This window comes from Streptomyces sp. bgisy159 (assembly GCF_057707805.1).
Genome location: NZ_JBYIQX010000015.1, coordinates 149,462 through 171,323, shown reverse-complemented (window position 1 = coordinate 171,323; position 21,862 = coordinate 149,462). Strand labels below are relative to the sequence as shown.

At 70.7% G+C, this 21,862-nt stretch carries 21 protein-coding genes and 1 riboswitch; of the genes, 15 read left to right on the top strand and 6 right to left on the bottom strand.

Features of this window, described 5'->3' with window-relative positions; genetic code table 11:
• The first annotated feature begins 169 nt into the window (after positions 1-169).
• The 11 genes from clsA (at position 170) to AC3ET3_RS17510 (ending at position 10,798) form a co-directional block, all read left to right on the top strand.
• Entirely contained in the window at positions 170-778 is a 609-nt protein-coding gene (clsA, locus tag AC3ET3_RS17560; protein WP_432139024.1) for a cardiolipin synthase ClsA, read from the top strand.
• Between the two features lie 114 nt (positions 779-892).
• Positions 893-3,388, top strand: a complete 2,496-nt coding sequence (locus AC3ET3_RS17555) for a sugar phosphate nucleotidyltransferase (protein ID WP_432139023.1) — start codon at positions 893-895, stop codon at positions 3,386-3,388.
• A 98-nt stretch (positions 3,389-3,486) separates the two neighbouring features.
• Positions 3,487-4,392 carry a DUF881 domain-containing protein gene (locus tag AC3ET3_RS17550; protein WP_432139022.1) on the top strand — a complete coding sequence of 302 codons (906 nt, stop codon included), beginning with the start codon at positions 3,487-3,489 and terminating at the stop codon, positions 4,390-4,392.
• Entirely contained in the window at positions 4,389-4,721 is a 333-nt protein-coding gene (locus AC3ET3_RS17545; RefSeq protein ID WP_006134295.1) for a small basic family protein, read from the top strand. Before AC3ET3_RS17550 ends, AC3ET3_RS17545 begins: the two co-directional genes overlap by 4 nt.
• A gap of 5 nt (positions 4,722-4,726) precedes the next feature.
• The gene (locus tag AC3ET3_RS17540) at positions 4,727-5,596 is read left to right on the top strand and encodes a DUF881 domain-containing protein (protein WP_432139021.1); all 870 of its coding nucleotides are present in this window, start codon (positions 4,727-4,729) and stop codon (positions 5,594-5,596) included.
• Between the two features lie 82 nt (positions 5,597-5,678).
• On the top strand, positions 5,679-6,563 hold the full coding sequence (locus tag AC3ET3_RS17535) for a double zinc ribbon and FHA domain-containing protein (RefSeq protein WP_432139028.1): 885 nt from the start codon (positions 5,679-5,681) through the stop codon (positions 6,561-6,563).
• 41 nt (positions 6,564-6,604) lie between these two features.
• Positions 6,605-7,342, top strand: coding sequence for a transcriptional regulator FtsR (gene ftsR / locus AC3ET3_RS17530; protein WP_432139020.1), 738 nt, complete (start codon positions 6,605-6,607; stop codon positions 7,340-7,342).
• A gap of 79 nt (positions 7,343-7,421) precedes the next feature.
• Positions 7,422-7,895, top strand: coding sequence for a bifunctional nuclease family protein (locus AC3ET3_RS17525; RefSeq protein WP_030833746.1), 474 nt, complete (start codon positions 7,422-7,424; stop codon positions 7,893-7,895).
• A gap of 244 nt (positions 7,896-8,139) precedes the next feature.
• Complete coding sequence (locus tag AC3ET3_RS17520) at positions 8,140-8,784, top strand: MerR family transcriptional regulator (protein WP_432139019.1); 645 nt, start codon at positions 8,140-8,142, stop codon at positions 8,782-8,784.
• A gap of 68 nt (positions 8,785-8,852) precedes the next feature.
• On the top strand, positions 8,853-10,346 hold the full coding sequence (locus tag AC3ET3_RS17515; protein WP_432139018.1) for a DNA polymerase IV: 1,494 nt from the start codon (positions 8,853-8,855) through the stop codon (positions 10,344-10,346).
• Positions 10,343-10,798, top strand: a complete 456-nt coding sequence (locus AC3ET3_RS17510; protein WP_435612443.1) for a nucleotidyltransferase domain-containing protein — start codon at positions 10,343-10,345, stop codon at positions 10,796-10,798. The genes AC3ET3_RS17515 and AC3ET3_RS17510 overlap by 4 nt, the downstream gene beginning before the upstream one ends.
• Here the strand turns inward: AC3ET3_RS17510 and AC3ET3_RS17505 are convergent.
• Positions 10,795-11,169 carry a PRC-barrel domain-containing protein gene (locus AC3ET3_RS17505; RefSeq protein WP_432139016.1) on the bottom strand — a complete coding sequence of 125 codons (375 nt, stop codon included), beginning with the start codon at positions 11,167-11,169 and terminating at the stop codon, positions 10,795-10,797. The genes AC3ET3_RS17510 and AC3ET3_RS17505 overlap by 4 nt on opposite strands.
• Positions 11,170-11,283: 114 nt before the next feature.
• Positions 11,284-11,380, top strand: a riboswitch (glycine riboswitch).
• 176 nt (positions 11,381-11,556) lie between these two features.
• Between AC3ET3_RS17505 and gcvP the strand changes: the two genes are divergently transcribed.
• The gene (gene gcvP / locus AC3ET3_RS17500) at positions 11,557-14,442 is read left to right on the top strand and encodes an aminomethyl-transferring glycine dehydrogenase (protein WP_435612442.1); all 2,886 of its coding nucleotides are present in this window, start codon (positions 11,557-11,559) and stop codon (positions 14,440-14,442) included.
• Positions 14,443-14,491: 49 nt separating this feature from the next.
• Here gcvP and AC3ET3_RS17495 read toward each other — a convergent pair whose 3' ends face one another.
• The 5 genes from AC3ET3_RS17495 to AC3ET3_RS17475 form a co-directional block, all read right to left on the bottom strand.
• A complete protein-coding gene (locus AC3ET3_RS17495) occupies positions 14,492-14,914 on the bottom strand; it encodes a TOBE domain-containing protein (RefSeq protein WP_432139014.1) in 423 nt (140 codons plus the stop codon).
• Between the two features lie 29 nt (positions 14,915-14,943).
• Positions 14,944-16,041 carry an ABC transporter ATP-binding protein gene (locus AC3ET3_RS17490; RefSeq protein ID WP_432139013.1) on the bottom strand — a complete coding sequence of 366 codons (1,098 nt, stop codon included), beginning with the start codon at positions 16,039-16,041 and terminating at the stop codon, positions 14,944-14,946.
• Positions 16,038-16,865 (bottom strand): molybdate ABC transporter permease subunit, encoded by an 828-nt coding sequence (gene modB / locus AC3ET3_RS17485; protein ID WP_432157082.1) that lies wholly within the window; start codon positions 16,863-16,865, stop codon positions 16,038-16,040. The genes AC3ET3_RS17490 and modB overlap by 4 nt, the downstream gene beginning before the upstream one ends.
• Positions 16,862-17,683 (bottom strand): molybdate ABC transporter substrate-binding protein, encoded by an 822-nt coding sequence (gene modA / locus AC3ET3_RS17480; RefSeq protein ID WP_432139011.1) that lies wholly within the window; start codon positions 17,681-17,683, stop codon positions 16,862-16,864. The genes modB and modA overlap by 4 nt, the downstream gene beginning before the upstream one ends.
• 278 nt (positions 17,684-17,961) lie before the next feature.
• Positions 17,962-18,360 (bottom strand): TOBE domain-containing protein, encoded by a 399-nt coding sequence (locus tag AC3ET3_RS17475; protein ID WP_432139010.1) that lies wholly within the window; start codon positions 18,358-18,360, stop codon positions 17,962-17,964.
• Positions 18,361-18,677: 317 nt separating this feature from the next.
• Between AC3ET3_RS17475 and AC3ET3_RS17470 the strand changes: the two genes are divergently transcribed.
• From AC3ET3_RS17470 to AC3ET3_RS17460, 3 genes are read left to right on the top strand one after another with little or no spacing between them, the layout of a single operon-like run.
• Positions 18,678-19,970 (top strand): extracellular solute-binding protein, encoded by a 1,293-nt coding sequence (locus AC3ET3_RS17470; protein ID WP_432139009.1) that lies wholly within the window; start codon positions 18,678-18,680, stop codon positions 19,968-19,970.
• A 6-nt stretch (positions 19,971-19,976) separates the two neighbouring features.
• Complete coding sequence (locus AC3ET3_RS17465; protein WP_432139008.1) at positions 19,977-20,975, top strand: carbohydrate ABC transporter permease; 999 nt, start codon at positions 19,977-19,979, stop codon at positions 20,973-20,975.
• Positions 20,972-21,820, top strand: a complete 849-nt coding sequence (locus AC3ET3_RS17460) for a carbohydrate ABC transporter permease (RefSeq protein ID WP_432139007.1) — start codon at positions 20,972-20,974, stop codon at positions 21,818-21,820. The genes AC3ET3_RS17465 and AC3ET3_RS17460 overlap by 4 nt, the downstream gene beginning before the upstream one ends.
• The last annotated feature ends 42 nt before the right edge of the window (positions 21,821-21,862 follow it).

The window sequence follows — 21,862 nt, the reverse complement described above, 5'->3', positions numbered from 1 at the left end:
CTCACAGCGCCGATGGTACTGCAGGGGGGACCCTGTGGGAGAGTAGGACGCCGCCGAACTCCTTTTACAGCTCCGGCTCCTGGGCACACAGCCCAGGAGCCGGAGCTTTTTTGCGTTGAGGTAGGGTCAGGGGGCATCGTTGGTTCGTTTTCCTACTGGAGGCCCCCGGGTGGAGGTCCAGGAGACCCGCGTCCAGACAGACCGGGTCCTCACGATCCCGAACATCCTCAGCATGGCGCGTCTCGTCGGCGTGCCCCTCTTTCTGTGGCTCATCCTCAGGCCCGAGTTCGGAGGGCCCAACAGCGACGGATGGGCCCTGCTGGTGCTGGCTCTGAGCGGGATCAGCGACTATCTGGACGGCAAGCTCGCGCGACGCTGGAACCAGGTCAGCAGCCTGGGCCGGCTCCTCGACCCCGCGGCCGACCGGCTCTACATTCTGTCGACTCTCGTCGGTCTGACCTGGCGGGAGATTCTTCCGCTCTGGCTGACCGCCGTACTGTTGGCGCGCGAGCTGGTTCTGCTGGTCATGGTGGGCATCCTCCGGCGGCACGGCTATCCGCCGCCGCAGGTGAACTTCCTCGGGAAGGCCGCCACGTTCAACCTGATGTACGCCTTCCCGCTCCTTCTCCTGAGCGACGGGCACGGGTGGATCTCGTCAGTCGCTGCTGTTTTCGGCTGGGCGTTCGCAGGGTGGGGTACAACCCTGTACTGGTGGGCAGGAGTCCTCTACGTGGTACAGGTCCGCCGCTTGGTCCGTGCGGACGCCATGGCCGACTGAGCCCGTCGACGATGACGGCAGCAGTGGCTCGATGGCCCGCCGGAGAAAAGTGCGGGACAATCTGACGGGTGAAGTCGGCTAGACCGTCGTCTCTTCAAGGAGGACGCTTCCGACATGAAGGCCGTCGTGATGGCCGGTGGCGAAGGCACGCGCCTGCGCCCCATGACCTCAAGCATGCCCAAGCCGCTCCTGCCGGTCGCCAACCGGCCGATCATGGAGCACGTTCTGCGGCTGCTCAAGAGGCATGGCCTCAACGAGACCGTCGTAACCGTGCAGTTCCTGGCGTCACTGGTCAAGAACTACTTCGGTGACGGCGAAGAGCTCGGAATGGAGCTCACGTATGCCAACGAGGAGAAGCCACTCGGTACCGCCGGAAGTGTCAAGAACGCCGAGGAGGCGTTGAAGGACGACGCCTTCCTGGTGATTTCCGGCGATGCACTCACCGACTTCGACCTCACCGAGCTGATCAACTTCCACAAGGAAAAGGGCGCGCTGGTCACGGTCTGTCTGACCCGTGTGCCCAATCCGCTGGAGTTCGGGATCACCATCGTCGACGACGAGGGCCGGGTCGAGCGTTTCCTGGAGAAGCCGACCTGGGGACAGGTCTTCTCGGACACCGTCAACACGGGCATCTACGTCATGGAGCCCGAAGTGTTCGACTACGTCGAGGCGGACGTACCCGTCGACTGGTCCGGAGACGTCTTCCCGCAGCTCATGAAGGAAGGCAAGCCGATCTACGGCTTTGTCGCCGAGGGCTACTGGGAGGACGTCGGCACTCACGAGAGCTACGTGAAGGCGCAGGCCGACGTCCTGGAGGGCAAGGTCGACGTCGACATCGACGGCTTCGAGATCTCCCCCGGGGTGTGGGTCGCCGAGGGCGCCGAAGTGCATCCCGACGCCGTTCTGCGGGGGCCCCTCTACATCGGCGACTACGCCAAGGTGGAGGCCGGCGCGGAAATCCGCGAGCACACCGTCGTCGGCTCGAACGTCGTCGTCAAGAGCGGTGCCTTCCTGCACAAGGCCGTCGTCCACGACAACGTCTATGTCGGGCCCCACAGCAATCTGCGCGGGTGCGTCGTCGGCAAGAACACCGACATCATGCGGGCGGCCCGGATCGAGGACGGCGCCGTCATCGGTGACGAATGCCTGATCGGCGAGGAATCGATCGTTCAGGGCAATGTGCGGGTGTACCCCTTCAAGACCATCGAGGCGGGTGCGTTCGTCAACAACTCGGTGATCTGGGAATCCCGAGGACAGGCGCATCTCTTCGGCGCCCGCGGGGTGTCCGGGATCCTCAACGTCGAGATCACGCCCGAGCTGGCCGTCCGGCTCGCCGGCGCCTACGCGACCACCTTGAAGAAGGGGTCGACGGTCACCACGGCCCGCGACCACTCCCGCGGTGCCCGTGCGCTGAAGCGGGCGGTGATCTCCGCGCTGCAGGCCAGCGCCATCGACGTACGGGACCTGGAGAACGTACCCCTGCCCGTGGCGCGGCAGCAGACCGCGCGGGGGAGCGCCGGCGGCATCATGATCCGGACCTCGCCCGGAGTACCGGACTCCGTCGACATCATGTTCTTCGACGGTCAGGGCGCCGACCTGTCGCAGGCCAGCCAGCGCAAGCTGGACCGGGTGTTCGCGCGGCAGGAGTACCGGCGTGCGTTCCCCGGGGAGATCGGCGACCTGCACTTCCCGGCCAGCGTCTTCGACTCGTACACCGGGTCCCTGCTGCGGAACGTCGACATCGCGGGGATCGCCGAATCCGGGCTGAAGGTCGTGGTGGACGCGTCGAACGGCAGTGCCGGACTCGTACTGCCGAGCCTGCTGGGCAAGCTCGGCGTGGACTCGCTGACCATCAACCCGGGTCTGGACGAGTCCCGGCCGACCGAGACGGCCGATATGCGGCGCCGGGGTCTGGTGCGGCTCGGGGAGATAGTGGCGTCGTCGCGGGCCGCTTTCGGTGTGCGGTTCGACCCCGTCGGCGAACGGCTCTCCCTGGTGGACGAGAAGGGCCGGATCATCGAGGACGACCGGGCACTGCTGGTGATGCTCGACCTGGTGGCCGCCGAGCGGCGCAGCGGGCGCGTGGCCCTGCCGGTGACTACCACCCGGATCGCGGAGCAGGTCGCGGCGTACCACGGGACCCAGGTGGAGTGGACGACGACGTCGCCCGACGACCTGACCCGTGTGGGGCGTGACGAGTCGACGATCTTCGGCGGCGACGGCAAGGGCGGCTTCATCGTCCCGGACTTCAGCAGCGTGTTCGACGGGACGGCGGCGTTCGTGCGGTTGATCGGCCTGGTGGCGCGGACACAGCTCACGCTGAGCCAGATCGACGCGCGGATCCCGCGTGCGCACGTCCTCAAGCGTGATCTGGCGACCCCGTGGGCCGTCAAGGGCCTGGTGATGCGGCGGGTCGTCGAGGCGGCCGGAGACCGGTTCGTGGACACCACCGACGGCGTGCGGGTGGTCGAGACCGACGGCCGGTGGGTGATGGTGCTGCCCGACCCGGCCGAGGCGGTCACGCATCTGTGGGCCGAGGGGCCGGACGACGCGTCCGCGCAGGCCCTGCTCGACGAGTGGTCCGCCATCGTGGACAGCGCCGGGCGCTGAGCGGCGTAGCACGCGCGCGTGCCGGACAGGTGTCCCCCCGGGGGCCTGTCCGGCACATCGGTGGGGCCGTTCGGAGGTAGCGGACGTAACGTGCGACGATGTGCGGCATGCCGCAGCCGCCCCCCGTTCGGAGCACACCCGCGCGTCCCCCGCGCCCGGACGCGTCCATGTCGCTGCTCACCAACGTCATGGACCACAGCCTCGACGACGGCTATGCCGAGGCCGCCGCCCGGAAGAACGGCGAGGGCGGTCTGCCCAAGACGCTGCGGGCCAAGCTGGGGCTCGCTGCGGGACTGGTGCTGGCGGCCCTCGTCGTGACCGTGGGCGCGGCCCAGGCGCGCGTGGCGGCCCCGGTGGTCGCCAAGGAGCGCGAGGAGCTGATCGACCGCATCGACCGTGAGACGGACGCGGTCGACGACCTGGAGAAGTCCGTGGACGAGCTGCGCGCCGACGTCGGCGCGCGGCAGCGCGAGGCGCTCAAGGACAGCGGCGGCGGTGACCGCGCGTCGCTGGTGGGCGTCCTGTCGGGAGCGGTGCCGGTGCACGGGCCGGGCGTGAAGTTGGTCGTGGACGACGCCGAGGAGGCCGGTACCTCCGGCGGCGGCGACCCTCGTGACTCGGCCGGGTTCTCGGACACCGGGCGGGTGCGTGACCGTGACATGCAACGCGTGGTGAACGGGCTGTGGGAGTCGGGTGCCGAGGCCATTTCCATCAACGGGCAGCGACTGACCGCGCTGTCGGCGATCAGGGCTGCGGGTGACGCCATACTGGTCGACAACAAACCGCTCGTGCCGCCGTACACGGTGCTGGCGGTGGGGGACGGGGACCGGTTGAGGACCCGGTTCCAGAACAGTGCCGACGGGCTGTATCTGGACGCCCTGCAGGAGAACTTCGGCATCCGCACCGCGATCTCCGTGGAGGACGACCTCCGGCTGCCCGCGGCGCCGAGTGTGATCGTACGAACAGCACAGCCGACAAGTGGGACGGAGAAGGGCACATCGTGATCGCCGTACTGGGCCTCATCGTGGGAGTGGTGGCCGGGCTGTTGGTCCGGCCCGAGGTGCCGGCGGTCGTCGAGCCCTATCTGCCGATCGCCGTCGTGGCGGCCCTGGACGCCGTCTTCGGCGGGCTGCGCGCCATGCTCGACGGCATCTTCGACGACAAGGTCTTCGTCGTGTCGTTCCTGTCGAACGTGGTGGTGGCCGCCCTGATCGTCTTCCTGGGAGACAAGCTGGGCGTGGGGGCGCAGCTGTCCACGGGCGTGGTAGTCGTCCTGGGCATCCGTATCTTCTCCAATGCCGCGGCGATCCGCCGGCATGTGTTCCGGGCGTGAGGCCGATGCACAACCACGACGGCAACCAGGACGGCAACGAGCAGGAAGGCCGGGACGAGGCGCCCCCGCACCCGCTGCGCAGGGAACTGCCCGCGGAGGTGCCGGCACCCCCGGACGAGCCGCACGCGCGCGTGGAGAGCGGCGAGCCGGAGCTGACCGGGCGCCAGCGGCTGGTGAAGGGACTGTGGCCGCCGCGGGTCAGCCGCGCCCAACTGATCGTCGCGGTGCTGTTGTTCGGGCTGGGATTCGGCCTGGCGGTACAGGTCGCCTCGAACAGTGACACCGACAACGCGCTGCGCGGGGCACGTCAGGAGGATCTCGTTCGCATCCTCGATGAACTCGATGACCGCAGTCAGCGTCTTGAGGACGAGAAGCAGGGACTCGAGCAGCAGCGTCGGGAGTTGGAGAACAGTTCCGACCAGGCCGAGGAGGCGCGCAGGCAGACGGCCGAGAGGGAACGCCAACTCGGCATTCTGGCGGGCACGGTGGCGGCTCAGGGTCCCGGCATCACCATGACCATCGAGGACACGAAGGGGACGGTCGAGGCGGACATGCTGCTCGACGCGATCCAGGAACTGCGCGCCGCCGGCGCGGAGGCGATCCAGGTGAACGGCGTGCGCGTCGTCGCCGACACGTATCTGTCGGAGTCCGGCAAGAGCGTGAGCGTCGACGGGAACAAGATCACCTCCCCTTATCGTTTCAAGGTCATCGGCAAGCCGCAGGACCTCGAACCGGCGCTCAACATCCCTGGAGGCGTGGTGCAGACTCTTGAGAAGGAGCAGGCCATCGTTACCGTGGAGCGGTCGACCAAGATCGTTGTGGACGCCTTGCGGGCGGCGGAGCAGCCTGACTACGCTCGGTCGTCCTCCCGGTGAAGCGGGGGTGCATGGGGGCCGTCCGGCAGGGGCATGAGGTTGCGGGGGGTCGGCGCACCGATCTGGGGGTGCGTGGTGGAAACTGTCTGGTGGATACGGACGTTGTGCAGGTGTCCGGGTCGGCCGGTGTATTCGTTCAGGGTTCGTCCTGCCCCACGGGCGGGTCTGTTTCGGTCAAGGGGAATCGCCCGTGAAGTTGTTTGCGAAGTTGTTCGGCAAGAGCGCGCGAGAGGGTGGCGAGAACGCGACCGCGCGTCATCGCGCGCAGCCTGACGCGGAGGGTCAGCGGCCGCTGTTCCGGGACCAGGTGCCCGGTCCGGGCGGCGACACTTCCGGAGGTCAGGGCGCGCCGTCTGTTGACCCTGCCCAGTCCGGCGGCATAGGTTTCGGACAACCGTCAACCTCAAGTACGGGTGGAGGGTTTTCCCCTATGTCGGCCCTTGTGTGTTCGAGGTGCGGTAACCGCAACGCGGAAAGCAGCCGTTTCTGCTCCAACTGCGGTGCTCCGCTGCGTCCGGGCCTCACGCCCGAGCGTGCGTCGGAGACGACCTCCACCATCTCCATCTCCGGTCTTGAGGCGTACGACTCCGAGACCACCGGCCAGACGCAGTTGCCGGCTCTCTCGCCCGAGGCGCAGGCCGCGGTCGACGCGCTGCCGCTCGGCTCCGCGCTGCTGGTGGTGCGCCGGGGACCGAACTCCGGCAGCCGCTTCCTCCTGGACGGCGACCTGACCACGGCCGGCCGTCATCCGCAGAGCGACATCTTCCTGGACGACGTGACCGTCTCGCGCCGCCATGTGGAGTTCCGGCGCGGCCCGGACGGCTCGTTCACGGTGGCCGACGTCGGCAGTCTCAACGGCACCTACGTCAATCGCGAACGCATCGACCAGGTCGCTCTGTCGAACGGTGACGAGGTCCAGATCGGCAAGTACCGGCTGGTCTTCTACGCGAGCCAGCGGGGCTACTGACCTCCCCCGGACACTGTCCGGGGGAAACCCAGGGAAGGTCCATGCTTCGAACACCGAGGGGCGGTGCCGGCCACGGCACCGCCGCCGCGGACGGCGGCCCGATGAGCATCGGCACGGTGCTCAACCTGCTGCGCGACGAGTTCCCGGACATCACCATCTCCAAGATCCGCTTCCTGGAGTCGGAGGGGCTCGTCGAGCCGCAGCGCACCCCCTCGGGGTACCGGAAGTTCAGCGCGGAGGACGTCGAACGCCTGGGATACGTACTGCGGATGCAGCGGGACCACTACCTGCCGTTGAAGGTGATCCGGGAGCACCTGGACGCGATGGAGCGCGGCGAGTCCGTACCACTGCCCTCGCTGGGCGGGCAGCGGGACGGAGAGACACTCGTGGAGCAGGGGGACGGGCCCACGGCCGCCCGGATCGGCCGGGAGGAGCTGCTGGCGGCCGCCGGGATCGGTGAGCGGGAACTGGCGGAGTGGGAGGCCTACGGGCTGGTCGTGCCCCTGGAGGACGGGGTCTACGACGCGGAGGCGGCCACCGTGGCCGCGCTGGTCGCCGAGCTGGGACGGTTCGGCATCGAGCCGAGGCACCTACGGGTGATGAAGGCGGCGGCGGACCGGGAGGCCGGTCTGGTGGACCAGGTGGTGGCCCCGCTCAAGCGGCACCGCAATCCGCAGACCAGGGCCCATGCGGAAGCCCGCGCCAAGGAGCTGGCGGGGCTCACCGTCAGACTGCACGCGGCGCTGGTGCAGACCGCGCTCGGAGTGCGGCTGCCCTGAGGCGTTCGCCCTCGGCGGATCGGGCGCGCGTTCCCGGCCCGACTACCCAAACGTCTCGGACACGGCCTAGGGTTGCTGTGTGAACGAGCTCGATGTCGTAGGTGTCCGGGTCGAGATGCCCTCCAACCAACCGATCGTGCTCCTGCGTGAAGTGGGAGGCGACCGCTACCTCCCCATCTGGATCGGGCCGGGGGAGGCGACGGCGATCGCCTTCGCCCAGCAGGGCATGGCCCCCGCCCGGCCGCTGACGCACGACCTTTTCAAGGACGTGCTGGAGGCCGTCGGCCAGGAGCTCACCGAAGTGCGCATCACGGACCTGCGGGAAGGTGTCTTCTACGCGGAGCTGGTCTTCGCCAGCGGCGTGGAGGTCAGCGCCCGTCCCTCCGATGCCATAGCGCTGGCCCTGCGCACCGGTACGCCGATCTACGGCAGCGACACGGTGCTGGACGACGCGGGTATCGCGATCCCCGACGAGCAGGAGGACGAGGTGGAGAAGTTCCGCGAGTTCCTCGACCAGATCTCGCCCGAGGACTTCGGTTCCAGCAACCAGTAGGCGCCTACGAGGCGGCCGTGCGGTGTGGGAGTGCCGCTCGTGCCGCCGGGCCCGGCAATTGCCACCGGCGCATGAGAGCGTCCTACGGCCCCCGATCAACGCATTCGGCTAGCCTTTCCCCGCGGTGGGGTACGGGAAACCACTCCTTGGGTGATTATCACTCGGCGTGCCGAGTGTGGCGATCGTTGACGCACCCCCGGTGACTGCCTACCGTCGAGAATGCAGGTCAAGGACGGAGGTCGGCGTGAGAAGCAGCGGCGACGGTACGGCTGGGGGTGCCCCTGGACGTGAGTTCGGGGGGAACGCTCCGTACCGCTTTCCCGGTGGCGCGGCCGATCACGCTCCGCAGCGACCCACGGCCGTGCCGAGCGGCGGAGGGGTGGCGTCCATGGCGTCCGAGCAGATCGGCTATCGCGGCCCGACGGCCTGTGCGGCCGCCGGGATCACCTACCGGCAACTCGACTACTGGGCCCGCACCGGGCTCGTCGAGCCGAGCGTCCGCCCGGCGTACGGATCGGGAACGCAGAGGCTGTACAGCTTCCGCGACGTCGTCGTCCTCAAGATCGTCAAGCGCTTTCTGGATACCGGCGTCTCGCTGCAGAACATCCGCACCGCCGTGCAGCATCTCAGAGAACGCGGTTTCCGCGACCTGGAGCGCATGACGCTGATGAGCGACGGTGCCACGGTCTACGAGTGCACCTCGCCGGACGAGGTCCACACGCTGCTCCAAGGTGGCCAGGGCGTCTTCGGGATCGCCGTGGGCGTCGTGTGGCGGGACGTGGAAAGCGCCCTGTCACAGCTGCACGGGGAGCGCGTCGACACCGGCGAGACGCTGGTCGGCCACAACCCCGCCGACGAGCTGGCGCGACGGCGCAACCGCGCGGTCTGACCCGCCGGGCGACATCGCGGCCGGGGGCCGCGGGGCCGTTGTCAGTGGCGTGGTGCAGCATCGGAGATGTGAGAAACGCGCCCACCATCCTGCATCTCGACATGGATGCCTTCTTCGCCCAGGCGGAGCAGGCGTCCAAGCCGAGTCTGCGCGGGAAGGCCGTGGTGGTGGGCGGCCTCGGGCCGCGCGGCGTGGTGGCCACCGCGTCCTACGAGGCCCGGGTGTTCGGGGTGCATTCGGCGATGCCCATGGCCCAGGCGCGCCGCCTCGCCCCGAACGCGGCCTATCTCTTTCCACGGGGGGCGTTCTACCGGTCGATCAGCGACCAGGTGATGGCATTGCTGCGGATGCTGTCACCGCTGGTGGAGCCGTTGAGCCTGGACGAGGCCTTCGTGGACCTGGAAGCCGGGGGAGCAGCCTGGGACAGCGAGTCGGCGCTCCTGGCGGGGACGCGGCTGCGCGCGGACATCCGGGCGACCACCGGGCTCACCGGGTCGGTGGGGTTGGCGGTGTCGAAAATGCTCGCCAAGATCGCCTCCGAACAGGCCAAGCCGGACGGGCTGGTGCTCATCGAGCCCGGTACCGAGCGGGCGCTGCTCGGGCCGATGTCCGTGCGCACCCTGCCCGGGGTGGGGCCGGCGACCGGGGACCATCTGCGGCGGGCCGGGATCACCACCGTCGACGAGCTGGTCGAGGCGGGCGAGGGCGAACTGGTGCGGCTGCTGGGGAAGGCCCACGGGCAGGGCTTGTACGCCATGGCGCTGGCGCGGGACGAGCGACCGGTGGTGGCCGAGCGGGAGGCCAAGTCCGTCTCGGTCGAGGACACGTACGACGTGGACATCCACGACCGGGCCCGGGTCGCCTCGGAAGTGCGGCGACTGGCCGACCGGTGCGTGCGACGGTTGCGCGGGGCGGGCCTGTCGGGACGGACGATCGTGCTGAAGGTGCGGCGGTACGACTTCTCCACGCTCACCCGCTCCGAGACGCTGCGCGGACCCACCGACGATCCGGCGGTGGTGCGCGAGGCGGCGGCCCGGCTGCTGGACTCCGTCGACACGACCGGCGGAGTGCGGCTGCTGGGCGTGGGGGTTTCGGGCCTCGCCGACTACACCCAGGAGGACCTGTTCGCCCAGGCCGCCGAGGAGGGTGCCGACGGGCCGGAGGAAGAGGCGCCGGGGGAGGAGGCGGAACCGGCCGGGCCGACGCCGTCCGAGCACCACTGGCGCCCGGGGAACGATGTACGGCACGCCGAGTTCGGGCACGGATGGGTGCAGGGCAGCGGGCTCGGACGGGTGACCGTGCGGTTCGAGACGCCGACGGACCGGGTGCCGGGGCGGGTGCGCACGTTCCGGGCCGACGATCCGGACCTGGAGCCGGCGGAGCCGTTGCCCCTGGTGCCGGAGAGGCCGGAGACGGGTGAGGCCCGGGAGCCGCAGGCCGGTGCGGGGGAGAGGACGCGGCCGTCCGTGCGGGGAGAGGCGCGGACGGGGTCGGCTGCCAAGCCTCCGAAGGGGGCGGAGCGGGTGCCGCACGACGGGGTCGAGGGGAGGGCCGTCACATGACCGGGACGGATGTGTCACCGGAGCGGGCCGGTGAGATCGGCCGGGTGTGCGAGCGGGTCACGCGGTGGGCCGCGGGGCGGGCGGACGTGGTGGGGCTCTTGCTCGTCGGATCGTGTGCGCGGGGAGAGGCGCGGATGGACTCCGACGTGGATCTGGTCCTGCTGACGACCCACCGTGCGCGGTACGCCGACGGAAGCGCTCTCGGCGCCGGTCTCGGCCTCGGAGAACCGGTGCGGACGAGAAGCTGGGGGCCCATCACCGAGTGGCGGTATGCCGACGGCTCGGGGCTGGAGATCGAGTTGGGCGTCGGCTCGCCGGCCTGGGCCGCCACCGACCCCGTGGACGCGGGGACGCGCCGCGTCGTCTCCGGCGGGGCACGGGCCCTGTACGACCCGGAGGGAATCCTCGCGGCGCTGATCGGGCAGTGCGGGGGCGTCCGCCGGGGCGACTAGGACTCGTCCGTGTCGCCGGCCAGGTGCCCGAAGTCGCGGTCGGCGAGCGCGGACGGACCGGCCACGTCGAGGCCGTAGTGGTGGTAGAGCTGGAGCTCCTGTTCCGGGGAGAGGTGGCGGCCCACCCCGAAGTCGGGCGCGTCCTTGATCAGGGCGCGGTCGTAGGGGATCCTCAGGGCGCCCTCGATCAGCTCGCTGGGCTCCAGCGGGACGAAGGCGTCCCTGCTGAACAGGCCGGTGCGTATGGCCGCCCACTCCGGAACACCGGTCGCGTCGTCGAGGTAGACCTCGTCGATCGTGCCGATCTTGGTGCCATTGCGGTCGAACGCCTTGCGGCCGATCAGGTAGCGCGGATCGATGTCGGTGCGCACGGTCCCTCCACATGGTCGCAACTCATCCGTAAGCACTACAAAAGAGCACAATCAGCGCGATGGCCACTCGAAAGCTGCGGCGTTGACCTCGCTGGTAGGCTGACAAGCGGCTGCTGACCCCGTGCGGGAGAGTCCTCCGGAACACCATCGGAGGCGCCGAAGGAGCAAATCCTCCCCGGAATCTCTCAGGCTCACGTACCGCACGGACGAGGTCACTCTGGAAAGCAGGGCGGGTGTCGACGGCTTCCGCTCTCACCGACGGTGAAAACCGGCCGCCCGCGGGCGCCCCGGTGAAGCTCTCAGGTTGAGATGACAGAGGGGGAGGCCGTCGGGACACCTGCGCCGTGGTGTCCCTCGAAGGTCGCGTCAGACCAGGAGGCCTCCGCCATGACCGCCCACCGCACTCCGCTCTCCGAACTGGAGCAAGGGATCCCCTTCGAGCAGCGCCACATCGGGCCCGACCAGGAGGCGCGGGCCAAGATGCTCGCCCAGGTCGGGTACGGCTCGCTGGACGAACTGACCGCCGCCGCGGTCCCGGACGTCATCAAGAACGCCGACGCGCTGGACCTTCCCGGCGCCCGCACCGAGGCCGAGGTGCTCGCCGAGCTGCGCTCGCTCGCCGACTCCAACCAGGTCCTCGGCTCGATGATCGGCCTCGGCTACCACGGCACGTTCACCCCGCCGGTCATTCTGCGCAACGTCATGGAGAACCCGGCCTGGTACACGGCGTACACGCCCTACCAGCCGGAGATCTCCCAGGGGCGGCTGGAAGCGCTGCTGAACTTCCAGACGATGGTCGCCGACCTCACCGGGCTGCCCACCTCCGGCGCGTCCCTGCTGGACGAGGGCACGGCCGCCGCCGAGGCCATGGCACTGTCCCGGCGCATGGGCAGGAACAAGAAGGGCCTGTTCCTGGTCGATGCGGACGCGCTGCCGCAGACCATCGCCGTGATCGAGACCCGCGCCGAGCCGACCGGCGTCGAGGTCGTCGTCGCCGACCTCAGCGAGGGCATTCCCGCCGACATCGCCGCGCGGGAGATCAACGGTGTGCTGATCCAGTACCCCGGCGCGTCCGGCGCGGTGCGCGACATCGAGGCGCTCATCGCCCAGGCGCACGACCTCGGTGCGCTGGTCACCGTCGCCGCCGACCTGCTCGCGCTGACCCTGCTGAAGTCCCCGGGCGAGCTCGGCGCGGACATCGCGGTCGGCACCACACAGCGGTTCGGTGTGCCGATGGGCTTCGGCGGACCCCACGCCGGCTACATGGCCGTCCATGAGAAGTTCGCGCGCAGCCTGCCCGGGCGGCTCGTGGGCGTGTCCGTGGACGCGGACGGGAACAGGGCCTACCGGCTGGCGCTGCAGACGCGTGAGCAGCACATCCGCCGGGAGAAGGCGACCAGCAACATCTGCACCGCGCAGGTGCTGCTCGCGGTGATGGCCGGCATGTACGCCGTCTACCACGGGCCCGAAGGGCTGCGGACGATCGCGCGGCGCACGCACCGGTACGCCGCGATCCTGGCCGCGGGGCTCGCCGCCGGCGGCGTCGAGGTCGTGCACGGGCGGTTCTTCGACACCGTGACCGCGCGGGTGTCCGGTAAGGCCGCCCAGGTCGTCACGGTCGCGCGGGAGAACGGCGTCAACCTGCGCCTGGTCGACGCCGACCACGTCTCGGCCGCCTGCGACGAGACCACCACGCGCGCCCAGCTGGCCGCGGTGTGGGCGGCGTTCGGGGTCGACGGGGACGTCGAGGCGCTGGACGCGGCCGTCGAGGACGCCCTTCCGGCGGCGCTGCTGCGCGACGACGAGGTCCTCACGCACCCCGTCTTCCACCAGCACCGGTCCGAGACCGCGATGCTGCGCTACCTGCGCCGGCTCGCCGACCGCGACTACGCGCTGGACCGGGGCATGATCCCGCTGGGCTCCTGCACCATGAAGCTCAACGCGACCACCGAGATGGAGCCGGTGACCTGGCCCGAGTTCGGGCAGCTGCACCCGTTCGCGCCGGCCGAGCAGGCGGCGGGCTACCTCACGCTCATCCGCGAGCTGGAGGAACGTCTCGCCGAGGTCACCGGGTACGACAAGGTCTCCCTCCAGCCGAACGCCGGTTCGCAGGGCGAGCTGGCCGGACTGCTGGCCGTGCGCGGGTACCACCGGGCCAACGGGGACGAGCAGCGGACGGTGTGCCTGATCCCGTCGTCCGCGCACGGCACCAACGCCGCCAGCGCCGTGATGGCCGGGATGAAGGTCGTCGTCGTCAAGACCGCCGAGGACGGCGAGATCGACGTCGACGACCTGCGGGCGAAGATCGAGCGGCACCGGGACGAGCTGGCCGTGCTGATGATCACCTACCCGTCGACGCACGGCGTGTTCGAGGAGCACGTGGCCGACATCTGCGGCCGGGTGCACGAGGCGGGCGGGCAGGTGTACGTCGACGGCGCCAACCTGAACGCCCTGGTCGGCCTGGCCAAGCCCGGGCACTTCGGCGGAGACGTGTCCCACCTGAACCTGCACAAGACGTTCTGCATCCCGCACGGCGGCGGCGGCCCGGGCGTCGGCCCGGTCGCGGTGCGCGCGCACCTGGCGCCGTACCTGCCGAACCACCCGATGCAGCCCGCCGCCGGACCGGAGACCGGCGTGGGGCCGGTCTCGGCCGCGCCGTGGGGCTCCGCGGGCATCCTGCCGATCTCCTGGGCCTACGTGCGGCTGATGGGCGGCGAGGGGCTGAAGCGGGCCACCCAGGTCGCCGTGCTGTCCGCCAACTACGTCGCCAAGCGGCTGGAGCCGCACTACCCGGTGCTGTACACGGGGCCGGGCGGGCTGGTCGCGCACGAGTGCATCATCGACCTGCGGCCGCTGACGAAGGCGACCGGGGTGAGCGTCGACGACGTCGCCAAGCGCCTGATCGACTACGGCTTCCACGCGCCGACGATGTCCTTCCCGGTGGCCGGCACGCTGATGATCGAGCCCACCGAGTCGGAGGACCTGAGCGAGCTGGACCGGTTCTGCGACGCGATGATCGCGATCCGCGCGGAGATCGAGAAGGTGGGCACGGGCGAGTGGCCGGCCGAGGACAACCCGCTGCGCAACGCCCCGCACACCGCCGCCGCGCTCGGCGGGGAATGGACGCACGCGTACGCGCGCGAGGACGCCGTCTTCCCGGGCGGTGTCTCCGCCGCCGACAAGTACTGGCCGCCGGTGCGCCGGATCGACCAGGCGTTCGGTGACCGGAACCTGGTGTGCTCCTGCCCGCCGCTGGACGCGTACGAGGACTGATCCCATCGTGAAGGGCCCCCACCCGTGCCGGGTGGGGGCCCTCGGCGTGTCACGGGGTCGCGAGACCGACCTCGGTGGCCTTGATGAGGGCGACGACCGGGGTGCCGGCGGTGAGGGCGAGGTCCACGGCGGCGTCCTTGGTGATCGCGGCGGTGAGCCGGGTGCCGTCGTCGACGGCGACCTTCACCGAGGCCATGGCGGCGCCGGTGGACACCTCGGCGACCGTGCCCGGGAGCTGGTTGCGGATCGACAGGCCGGCGACCGGCTCCGTCGCCAGGGACACCTCCGTGGACTTCACCAGTGCGCGCACGGCGGAGCCCTCGGCCAGACCCAGTTCCTCGGCGGCCTCCAGGGTGATCGCGGCGGTGAGGTGGCGGCCGCCGGTCAGCAGGACGCCGACGGTGGCCATGACACCGCCGGGGGTGACGGAGGTGACCGTGCCGGGGAACTGGTTGCGGATGCTCAGCGTCATGGGCACTCACCGTAGCGGCACAGGGGCGGTCAGGCCGGGTACGCGTGGGTCTGCGTCGCCTTGACGGTCGCCCACACCCCGGCGCCCGGGTGCAGGTCGAGCTCTGCGGCGGCGACCGTGGTGAGGTCGGCGGCGAGCGGCAGGTCGCCGGTGAGGTCGGCGCGGATCCGGTCGCCGTGCGTCTCCAGGCCCGCCACCTCGCAGCGCCACAGGTTGCGGGCGCTGGCGCCCGTGGGCCGTGCGCGGTGCAGGGTGACGGCGCTCGGCGGGAACGCGACGAACGCCGGGCCGGTGAGCTGTTCGGTGGTGGTGACGGCGGGGCCGCCGTCCACGGTGACGGTATGGCCGTCGGCGTGGCCCCGGTAGAGGTTCAGGCCGACGAGCCGGGCGATGTAGTCGCTGCGGGGACGGCGGGCGATGTCGGAAGGGGCGCCCTCCTGGACGACGCGACCGCGCTCCACCACGACCAGGCGGTCGGCCAGGACCATCGCGTCCAGGGGATCGTGGGTGACGAGGACCGCGACCGCCTCGAACTCGGCGAGATGGCGGCGGAGCTGGGCGCGCACCTCCAGACGGGTGCGCGCGTCCAGAGCGGCCAGCGGTTCGTCCAGGAGGAGCAGGCGCGGGTGGGTGGCGAGGGCGCGGGCCAGGGCGACGCGTTGGGCCTGGCCGCCGGAAAGGTGGCGGGGCTTGGTGGCGGCGTGGTCGGCGAGGCCCATGCGGTCGAGCCAGGCGGCGGCCCGGCCGCGGGCCTCGCTCCTGGTGGCGCCCCTGCAGCGGGGGCCGAAGGCGACGTTGTCCAGGGCGGTGAGGTGGGGGAAGAGCAGGTAGTCCTGGAAGACGACGCCCACCGGACGGGATTCGGGCGGGGTGTCGTGCAGGGGGGCGCCGTCCAGGTGGAGGTGACCGGCGGTGAGCGGGGTGAGGCCGGCGAGGGCACGCAGCGCGGTCGTCTTGCCGGCGCCGTTGGGCCCCAGGAGGGCGACGACCTCGCCGGGGGCGGCGGTGAGGGCGATGTCGAGGTGGAAGGCCGGACGGGTGACGACCAGGTGCGCGCGCAGGCCGTCGTCGGGGCGGGGGCCCTGGGGACCCGGGAAGGGGGCTCGGGGGCGCTGGTGGCGGTTCATGGGGTCCTCAGCCAGCGGTCTCGCAGGGCTGCCAGGACCGCGATCGAGACCGCCAGGAGGACCAGGCTCAGCGCGATCGCCGCCTCCGGGTCGTTCTGGAGGGCCAGATAGACGGCCAGGGGCATGGTCTGGGTACGGCCGGGGAAGTTGCCGGCGAAGGTGATCGTGGCGCCGAACTCGCCGAGGGCGCGCGCCCAGGCCAGGACCGCGCCGGCGGCGATACCGGGGGCCACCAGGGGGAGGGTGACCCGGCGGAAGGCGGTGAAGCGTGAGGCGCCCAGCGTCATGGCGGCCTCTTCGTAGCGGGGGTCGGCGGCGCGCAGGGTGCCCTCGACGCTGATGACGAGGAACGGCATCGCCACGAACGCCTCCGCGATCACCACACCCGTCGTGGTGAAGGGCAGGGTGATCCCGAACCAGGAGTCGAGCCACCGGCCGGCCACTCCGTTGCGGCCGAGCGCGAGCAGCAGGGCGACTCCGCCCACGACCGGCGGCAGGACCAGGGGCAGGGTCACCAGCGCTCGCACCAGCCCCCTGCCGGGGAACCGGGTGCGGGCCAGGAGCCAGGCCAGTGGCACGCCCAGCACCAGGCTCACCGCCGTTGCCGCCGTGGCGCAGATCAGCGAGAGGCGCAGGGCCTCCCACACCTGTGCGCCGGTCAGCTGCTCCGGCAGGCTGCTCCAGGGCGCGCGCACCAGGAGGGCGAGCAGGGGGAGCAGGAGGAAGGCCAGGCCGAGCAGGGCGGGGAGCAGCAGGGGGAGGGGGACGCCCGGGCGTCGCGGGGAGGGCGCCCTCGCCCCTCTGGTCTTCGCCGGCGGGGTCATGGCGACTGGAACCCCGTCTCGGCGAGGGTCCGTCGGCCCTCGGTGGACCGGACCAGGGCGATGAACGCCTTCGCCGTGCCGGTGTTGCGGGAGTTCTCCAGCAGGGCGATGGGGTAGTCGTTGACGGCGCCCGCCGCCTCCGGGAAGTCCACGCCCCGCACCTTGTCGCCCGCCGCGCGCACGTCCGTGCGGTAGACGATCGCCGCGTCGGCCTCCTTGAGGGTGACCTTGGTCAGGGCGCTCTTGACGTCCTGCTCGTAGGAGACCGGGGTCAGCTCCAGGCCCGCCGCGTCAAGTGCCTTCTGCGCCGCCGCGCCGCAGGGCACCGTCCTGTCGCACAGGACGACCTTCAGGCCCGGTCCGGTGAGGTCCTTCAGCGAGGTGATCCCGTCGGGGTTGCCCGGCAGGGTGGCGATCTCCAGCCGGTTGCGGGCGAAGGTGACCGGCGCGGTGGCGGTGGCCCCGGCGTCCGTGACGGTCTTCATCGTCCGGGTGCTGGCGGCGGCGAACACGTCGGCGGGGGCGCCGCCGGTGATGCCGGCCGCGAGGGAGTCGCTGCCTCCGAAGTTGAGCACGACCTCGGTGCCGGGGTGCTGCCGCTCGAACTCCGCGCCCAGCTTCTCGAAGCTCTCCTTGAGGGAGGCGGCGGCGAACACGGTGATCGTGCCCGAGGGGCCGGACGCCCCGTCACCGGCGGCCGGGTCTGCGGATCCGTCGGCGGAACAGGCGCTCAGCGCGCCGAGCGCGAGCAGCGCCGCGGCCGCCGCGCCGGTCACCCGCAGTGGTCGCCGGGCGCGGAGCGGGGAAGAGGTCGGCACGACGGTCAACTCCTCGGTTCACGGACTCGGCGTGACGATACTGCCGCATCTGCGAGGCTCGTGTCATCTGTGGCATCGCATAAGCGGGGTGGATGGGTCTTGTAGGTGTGCATGTGCGGGAGTGACCGAGTACGCCGGTGGCTTCGGTGCCGCCGGTCGGTGCCGAGGTGGGGCCGTCTGCGGTCGGAGGGGCCGGTCGGCCAGGACGCCCGGTGTGGCGCGCCCGGTGCGGCGCGGTCGGTCCGATGCGGTCGCCCGATGCCGGCCGTGGGGTGCCGTCAGGCGCGGTCGATGTGGACGTTCGTCGACTTCACCCGTGCCGTGGCCTCCATGCCGACCTCCAGCCCCAGTTCCTCGACGGCCTCGCGGGTCAGCAGGGAGACCAGACGGTGTGGGCCGGCCTGAATCTCCACCTGGGCGGCGATGTCCCCGAGCTTGATGGCGGTGACGATGCCGGGGAAGGCGTTGCGGACCGAGGTGTGGGGGGCGTCGTCCTCCGGGCCGGCGTCGGTGCGGGCGAGTTCGACGGAGAACGCGGCCAGGGCCTTGCCGTCGATGAGCCGGCGGCCGCTGTCGTCCCGGTGGGTGGCCACCCGGCCCGCGTCCGCCCAGCGGCGCGCGGTGTCCGGGCTGACGCCGAGGAGCCGGGCCGCCTGGCCGATCGTGTAGGACTGCATGCCGGTCACGATAGCCCCGTCGGAGGGCGGGTCCGGCCCCCTGACGTGACGGCGGCGGGGCCCGGTCGACGCGTCCACCCCGACGCGCCCCTGCCCTCGTAAGGGTCGCCGCGTACGTCGAATGTTTCGATCCCGAAGTCCGTCCTCGCCTCACGGTCAGAGGTGGATTCGCTGTGTTCAAGGGGTTGCCTCTCTCCGCGCGCTGTCTCTAGGGTGCGGCAGCAGCGAAGGTTTCTGGATCAACTGCGAAACTTTCGCGCCCACTTGGGCGGCGCCCCACGAAGTGCGCCGTCCCGCACCTACCCAAGGAGCGCATGATGGCCCACCCGTCACTGTCCCGCCGCGGATTTCTGGTGGCCTCCGCCGCGACCGGTGCGACCATGACGGCACTGAGCGCCTGCGGCGGCGACTCGGACGGCGGGTCGTCGGGGACGACCACCATCGAGTGGTGGAACATCTCCACCACCCAGCCGACCAAGGACGTCTGGGCCGCGCTCGCCAAGAAGTTCGAGGCCGAGAACCCCCATGTCAAGGTCAAGATCGTTCAGCTGGAGAACGACGCCTACAAGTCGAAGATGACCGCGCTGACCGCCTCCGGGAAGCTGCCGGACATCTTCCACACCTGGGGCGGCGGGGTGCTCAAGCAGCAGGTGGACGCCGGGCTCGTCGAGGACCTCACCGAGGGGACCAAGCCCTGGGCCGACGGTCTGCTGCCGGTCGCCAAGGAGCCGTACCTGATCGACGACAAGGCGTACGGCATACCGTTCGACATCGGCATGATCGGCTTCTGGTACAACAAGGCGCTCTTCACGAAGGCCGGCATCAGCGCCCCGCCCACCACCTGGAGCGGCTTCCTGGACGCCGTGCGCAGGCTGAAGTCGGCCGGGATCACGCCGCTCGCCCTCGCCGGCAAGGAGAAGTGGCCCGGCATGTACTACTGGGCCTACCTGTCGATGCGCACCGCGGGCGCGTCCGCCCTGGAGAAGGCCGACGAGGAGAGGGACTTCACCGGCGACGACTTCGTCCAGGCCGGACAGCACCTCCAGGAACTGGTCGATCTGCAGCCGTTCCAGAAGGGCTTCCTCGGCGCCGCCTACTCCAGCCCCACCGGTCAGGCCGCCGCCGTCGGCAACGGCAAGGCGGCCATGGAACTCATGGGCCAGTGGGCGCCGGTCGTCGAGGCCGACGCCGGCAAGGGGCTCGGCGACGACCTCGGCTTCTTCCCCTTCCCGGAGGTGGAGGGCGGCAAGGGCGCCCTCACCGAGGTGTTCGGCGGAGGCGGCGGGCACGCCCTGCGCAAGGGGGCCCCGCAGGCCGCGTACGACTTCCTGAAGTTCTTCGCGTCCGAGACCACCGACACCGAACTCGTCGAGAAGACCGGCGCGCTGCCCGTCGTCCCGGCCGCGGAGAAGGCGCTCACCGACCGCAACCTCAAGGCCGTGCAGACGCAGTTGAAGGCGGCCACCGGTTTCCAGCTCTACCTCGACCAGGCGTACGCGCCCGCCGTCGGCCAGGAGGTCAACGACAGCGTCGCCGCCCTCATCGCCGGCTCCAAGTCCCCGCAGCAGGTCACCGAGTCGATCACCAAGGTCGCGAAGGAAGAGCAGTAGCAGGCGATGACGTCGACCTTCCTCCCGGACAAGCGGAGCGGCCCCGGCACCGCGCCGCCGCCCCCGGCCGCAGGTACGTCCCCGGGCCGGGACCGGCGGCGCACCCGGAACTGGCTGACCGCCGTCGGCCTCCAGGTGCCCGCGCTGGTGCTGTTCGGCACACTGGTGCTGCTGCCGATGATGTTCGCGCTGTACGCCGCCTTCTTCCGCTGGGGCGGCTTCGGCATGCCCGAGGACTACATCGGCGCCGACAACTTCACCCGCCTCCTCGAGGACCCGGTCTTCCTGGGCGACCTGTGGCGCTGCCTGGTCCTGGTCCTGCTCTCGGTCGCCGTCCAGCTGCCGTTCGCGCTGGCGTTGGCGGTCGCGCTCAACCAGCGGATCCGGGGCCGGGCCGTGTACCGGATGCTGTTCTTCGCGCCGTACATCCTCTCCGAGGCGATCACCGGCGTGCTGTTCGGCATGATCTTCGCGCCGGACGACGGACTGGCCGACCAGGTCCTCGGCACGGTCGGCCTGGACGGCCTCGGCGGACAGTGGTTCGCCGACCCGTCCACCGTCATGGCCACCCTCTTCCTTGTGATGATCTGGAAGTACTTCGGCTTCCACATGATGCTCTACCTGGCCGGACTGCAGTCCATCCCGGCCGAGTTGACCGAGGCCGCCCTGATCGACGGGGCCGGTCCCTGGCAGCGCTTCCGCCATGTGACCCTGCCGCTGCTCGCGCCCACCCTGCGCATCAGCGTCTTCCTCTCCGTCATCGGCTCGATCCAGCTCTTCGACCTGGTGTGGGTCACCACCGCGGGCGGCCCCGACCACCACTCCGAGACGCTGGCCGTGACCATGTTCCAGTACGGCTTCAAGCGCTACCAGGTCGGTTACGCCAGCGCGATCAGCGTCGCCATGTTCGTCATCTGCCTCGTGTTCGCCCTCGCCTACCAGCGGTTCGTGCTCCGCCGCGACCTGGCGGGGGCCGGCACGACCCTGAGAGGAGGCGGCTCATGAGCGCCGGCGCCGATCGCCGTACCCGTACCCGCGTCCGTACGTTTCCGCTGCACTTCGTCCTGGTAGCCGTCGGGACACTGATGGCGGTGCCCCTGCTCTACGCCGTCCTGTCCGGCTTCAAGACCACCGACGAACTCTCCCGCAATCCGGTCGGCCTGCCCGAGTCCTGGGTCACGTCCAACTACACGGACATCCTCGGCACCGGCGGTTTCTGGCGGCTGGTCGGCAGCAGCACCCTGATCGCGATCGGCACGACGGTGGTCGTGGTCGCGGTCTCCGCCCTCGCCGCGTTCTCCTTCGCCCGCTTCGCCTTCCGGGGACGCGAAGCCCTGTTCACCCTGTTCACCCTGGGGCTGATGTTCCCGTTCGCGGTGGCCGCCCTCCCGCTGTTCCTGCTGCTGCGCTCGCTCGGACTGCTGGACAACCCGCTCGGCGTGATCCTCCCGCAGGCCGCCTTCGGACTGCCGATGACCATCGTCATCCTGCGCGGCTTCTTCCGGGAGATCCCGGCGGAGCTGGAGGAGGCGGCCACCCTCGACGGCTGCGGTCCGCTCGGGTTCTTCTGGCGGGTCCTGCTGCCGATGGCCCGTCCCGCCCTCGGCACCGTCTCCGTGCTGGCCGTGGTCGGCAGCTGGAACAACTTCCTCCTGCCGCTGCTGGTGTTCACCGACTCCACGTGGTGGACCATCCCCATCGGCGTGCAGCAGTTCCAGGGCCAGTACTCGGCCGAGTACGCCCGCGTCTTCGCCTACCTCGTCCTCGCCATGGTGCCCGCCCTGGCCTTCTACTCCGTCGCCGAGCGCCAGCTCGTCGGTGGCCTCACCGCCGGCGCGACGAAGGGATGACCGGCGCCGCGCACCCACGTACGGCTCGCCCGCACGCCCCCT

Coding starts and splice junctions, on each gene's coding strand:
- AC3ET3_RS17555 (WP_432139023.1), top strand. CDS start 893: ATGAAGGCCGTCGTGATGGCCGGTGGCGAAGGCACGCGCCTGCGCCCC.
- AC3ET3_RS17550 (WP_432139022.1), top strand. CDS start 3,487: ATGTGCGGCATGCCGCAGCCGCCCCCCGTTCGGAGCACACCCGCGCGT.
- AC3ET3_RS17540 (WP_432139021.1), top strand. CDS start 4,727: ATGCACAACCACGACGGCAACCAGGACGGCAACGAGCAGGAAGGCCGG.
- ftsR (WP_432139020.1), top strand. CDS start 6,605: ATGCTTCGAACACCGAGGGGCGGTGCCGGCCACGGCACCGCCGCCGCG.
- AC3ET3_RS17510 (WP_435612443.1), top strand. CDS start 10,343: ATGACCGGGACGGATGTGTCACCGGAGCGGGCCGGTGAGATCGGCCGG.
- gcvP (WP_435612442.1), top strand. CDS start 11,557: ATGACCGCCCACCGCACTCCGCTCTCCGAACTGGAGCAAGGGATCCCC.
- AC3ET3_RS17495 (WP_432139014.1), bottom strand. CDS start 14,914: ATGACGCTGAGCATCCGCAACCAGTTCCCCGGCACGGTCACCTCCGTC.
- AC3ET3_RS17490 (WP_432139013.1), bottom strand. CDS start 16,041: ATGAACCGCCACCAGCGCCCCCGAGCCCCCTTCCCGGGTCCCCAGGGC.
- modB (WP_432157082.1), bottom strand. CDS start 16,865: ATGACCCCGCCGGCGAAGACCAGAGGGGCGAGGGCGCCCTCCCCGCGA.
- AC3ET3_RS17475 (WP_432139010.1), bottom strand. CDS start 18,360: ATGCAGTCCTACACGATCGGCCAGGCGGCCCGGCTCCTCGGCGTCAGC.
- AC3ET3_RS17470 (WP_432139009.1), top strand. CDS start 18,678: ATGGCCCACCCGTCACTGTCCCGCCGCGGATTTCTGGTGGCCTCCGCC.
- AC3ET3_RS17465 (WP_432139008.1), top strand. CDS start 19,977: ATGACGTCGACCTTCCTCCCGGACAAGCGGAGCGGCCCCGGCACCGCG.
- AC3ET3_RS17460 (WP_432139007.1), top strand. CDS start 20,972: ATGAGCGCCGGCGCCGATCGCCGTACCCGTACCCGCGTCCGTACGTTT.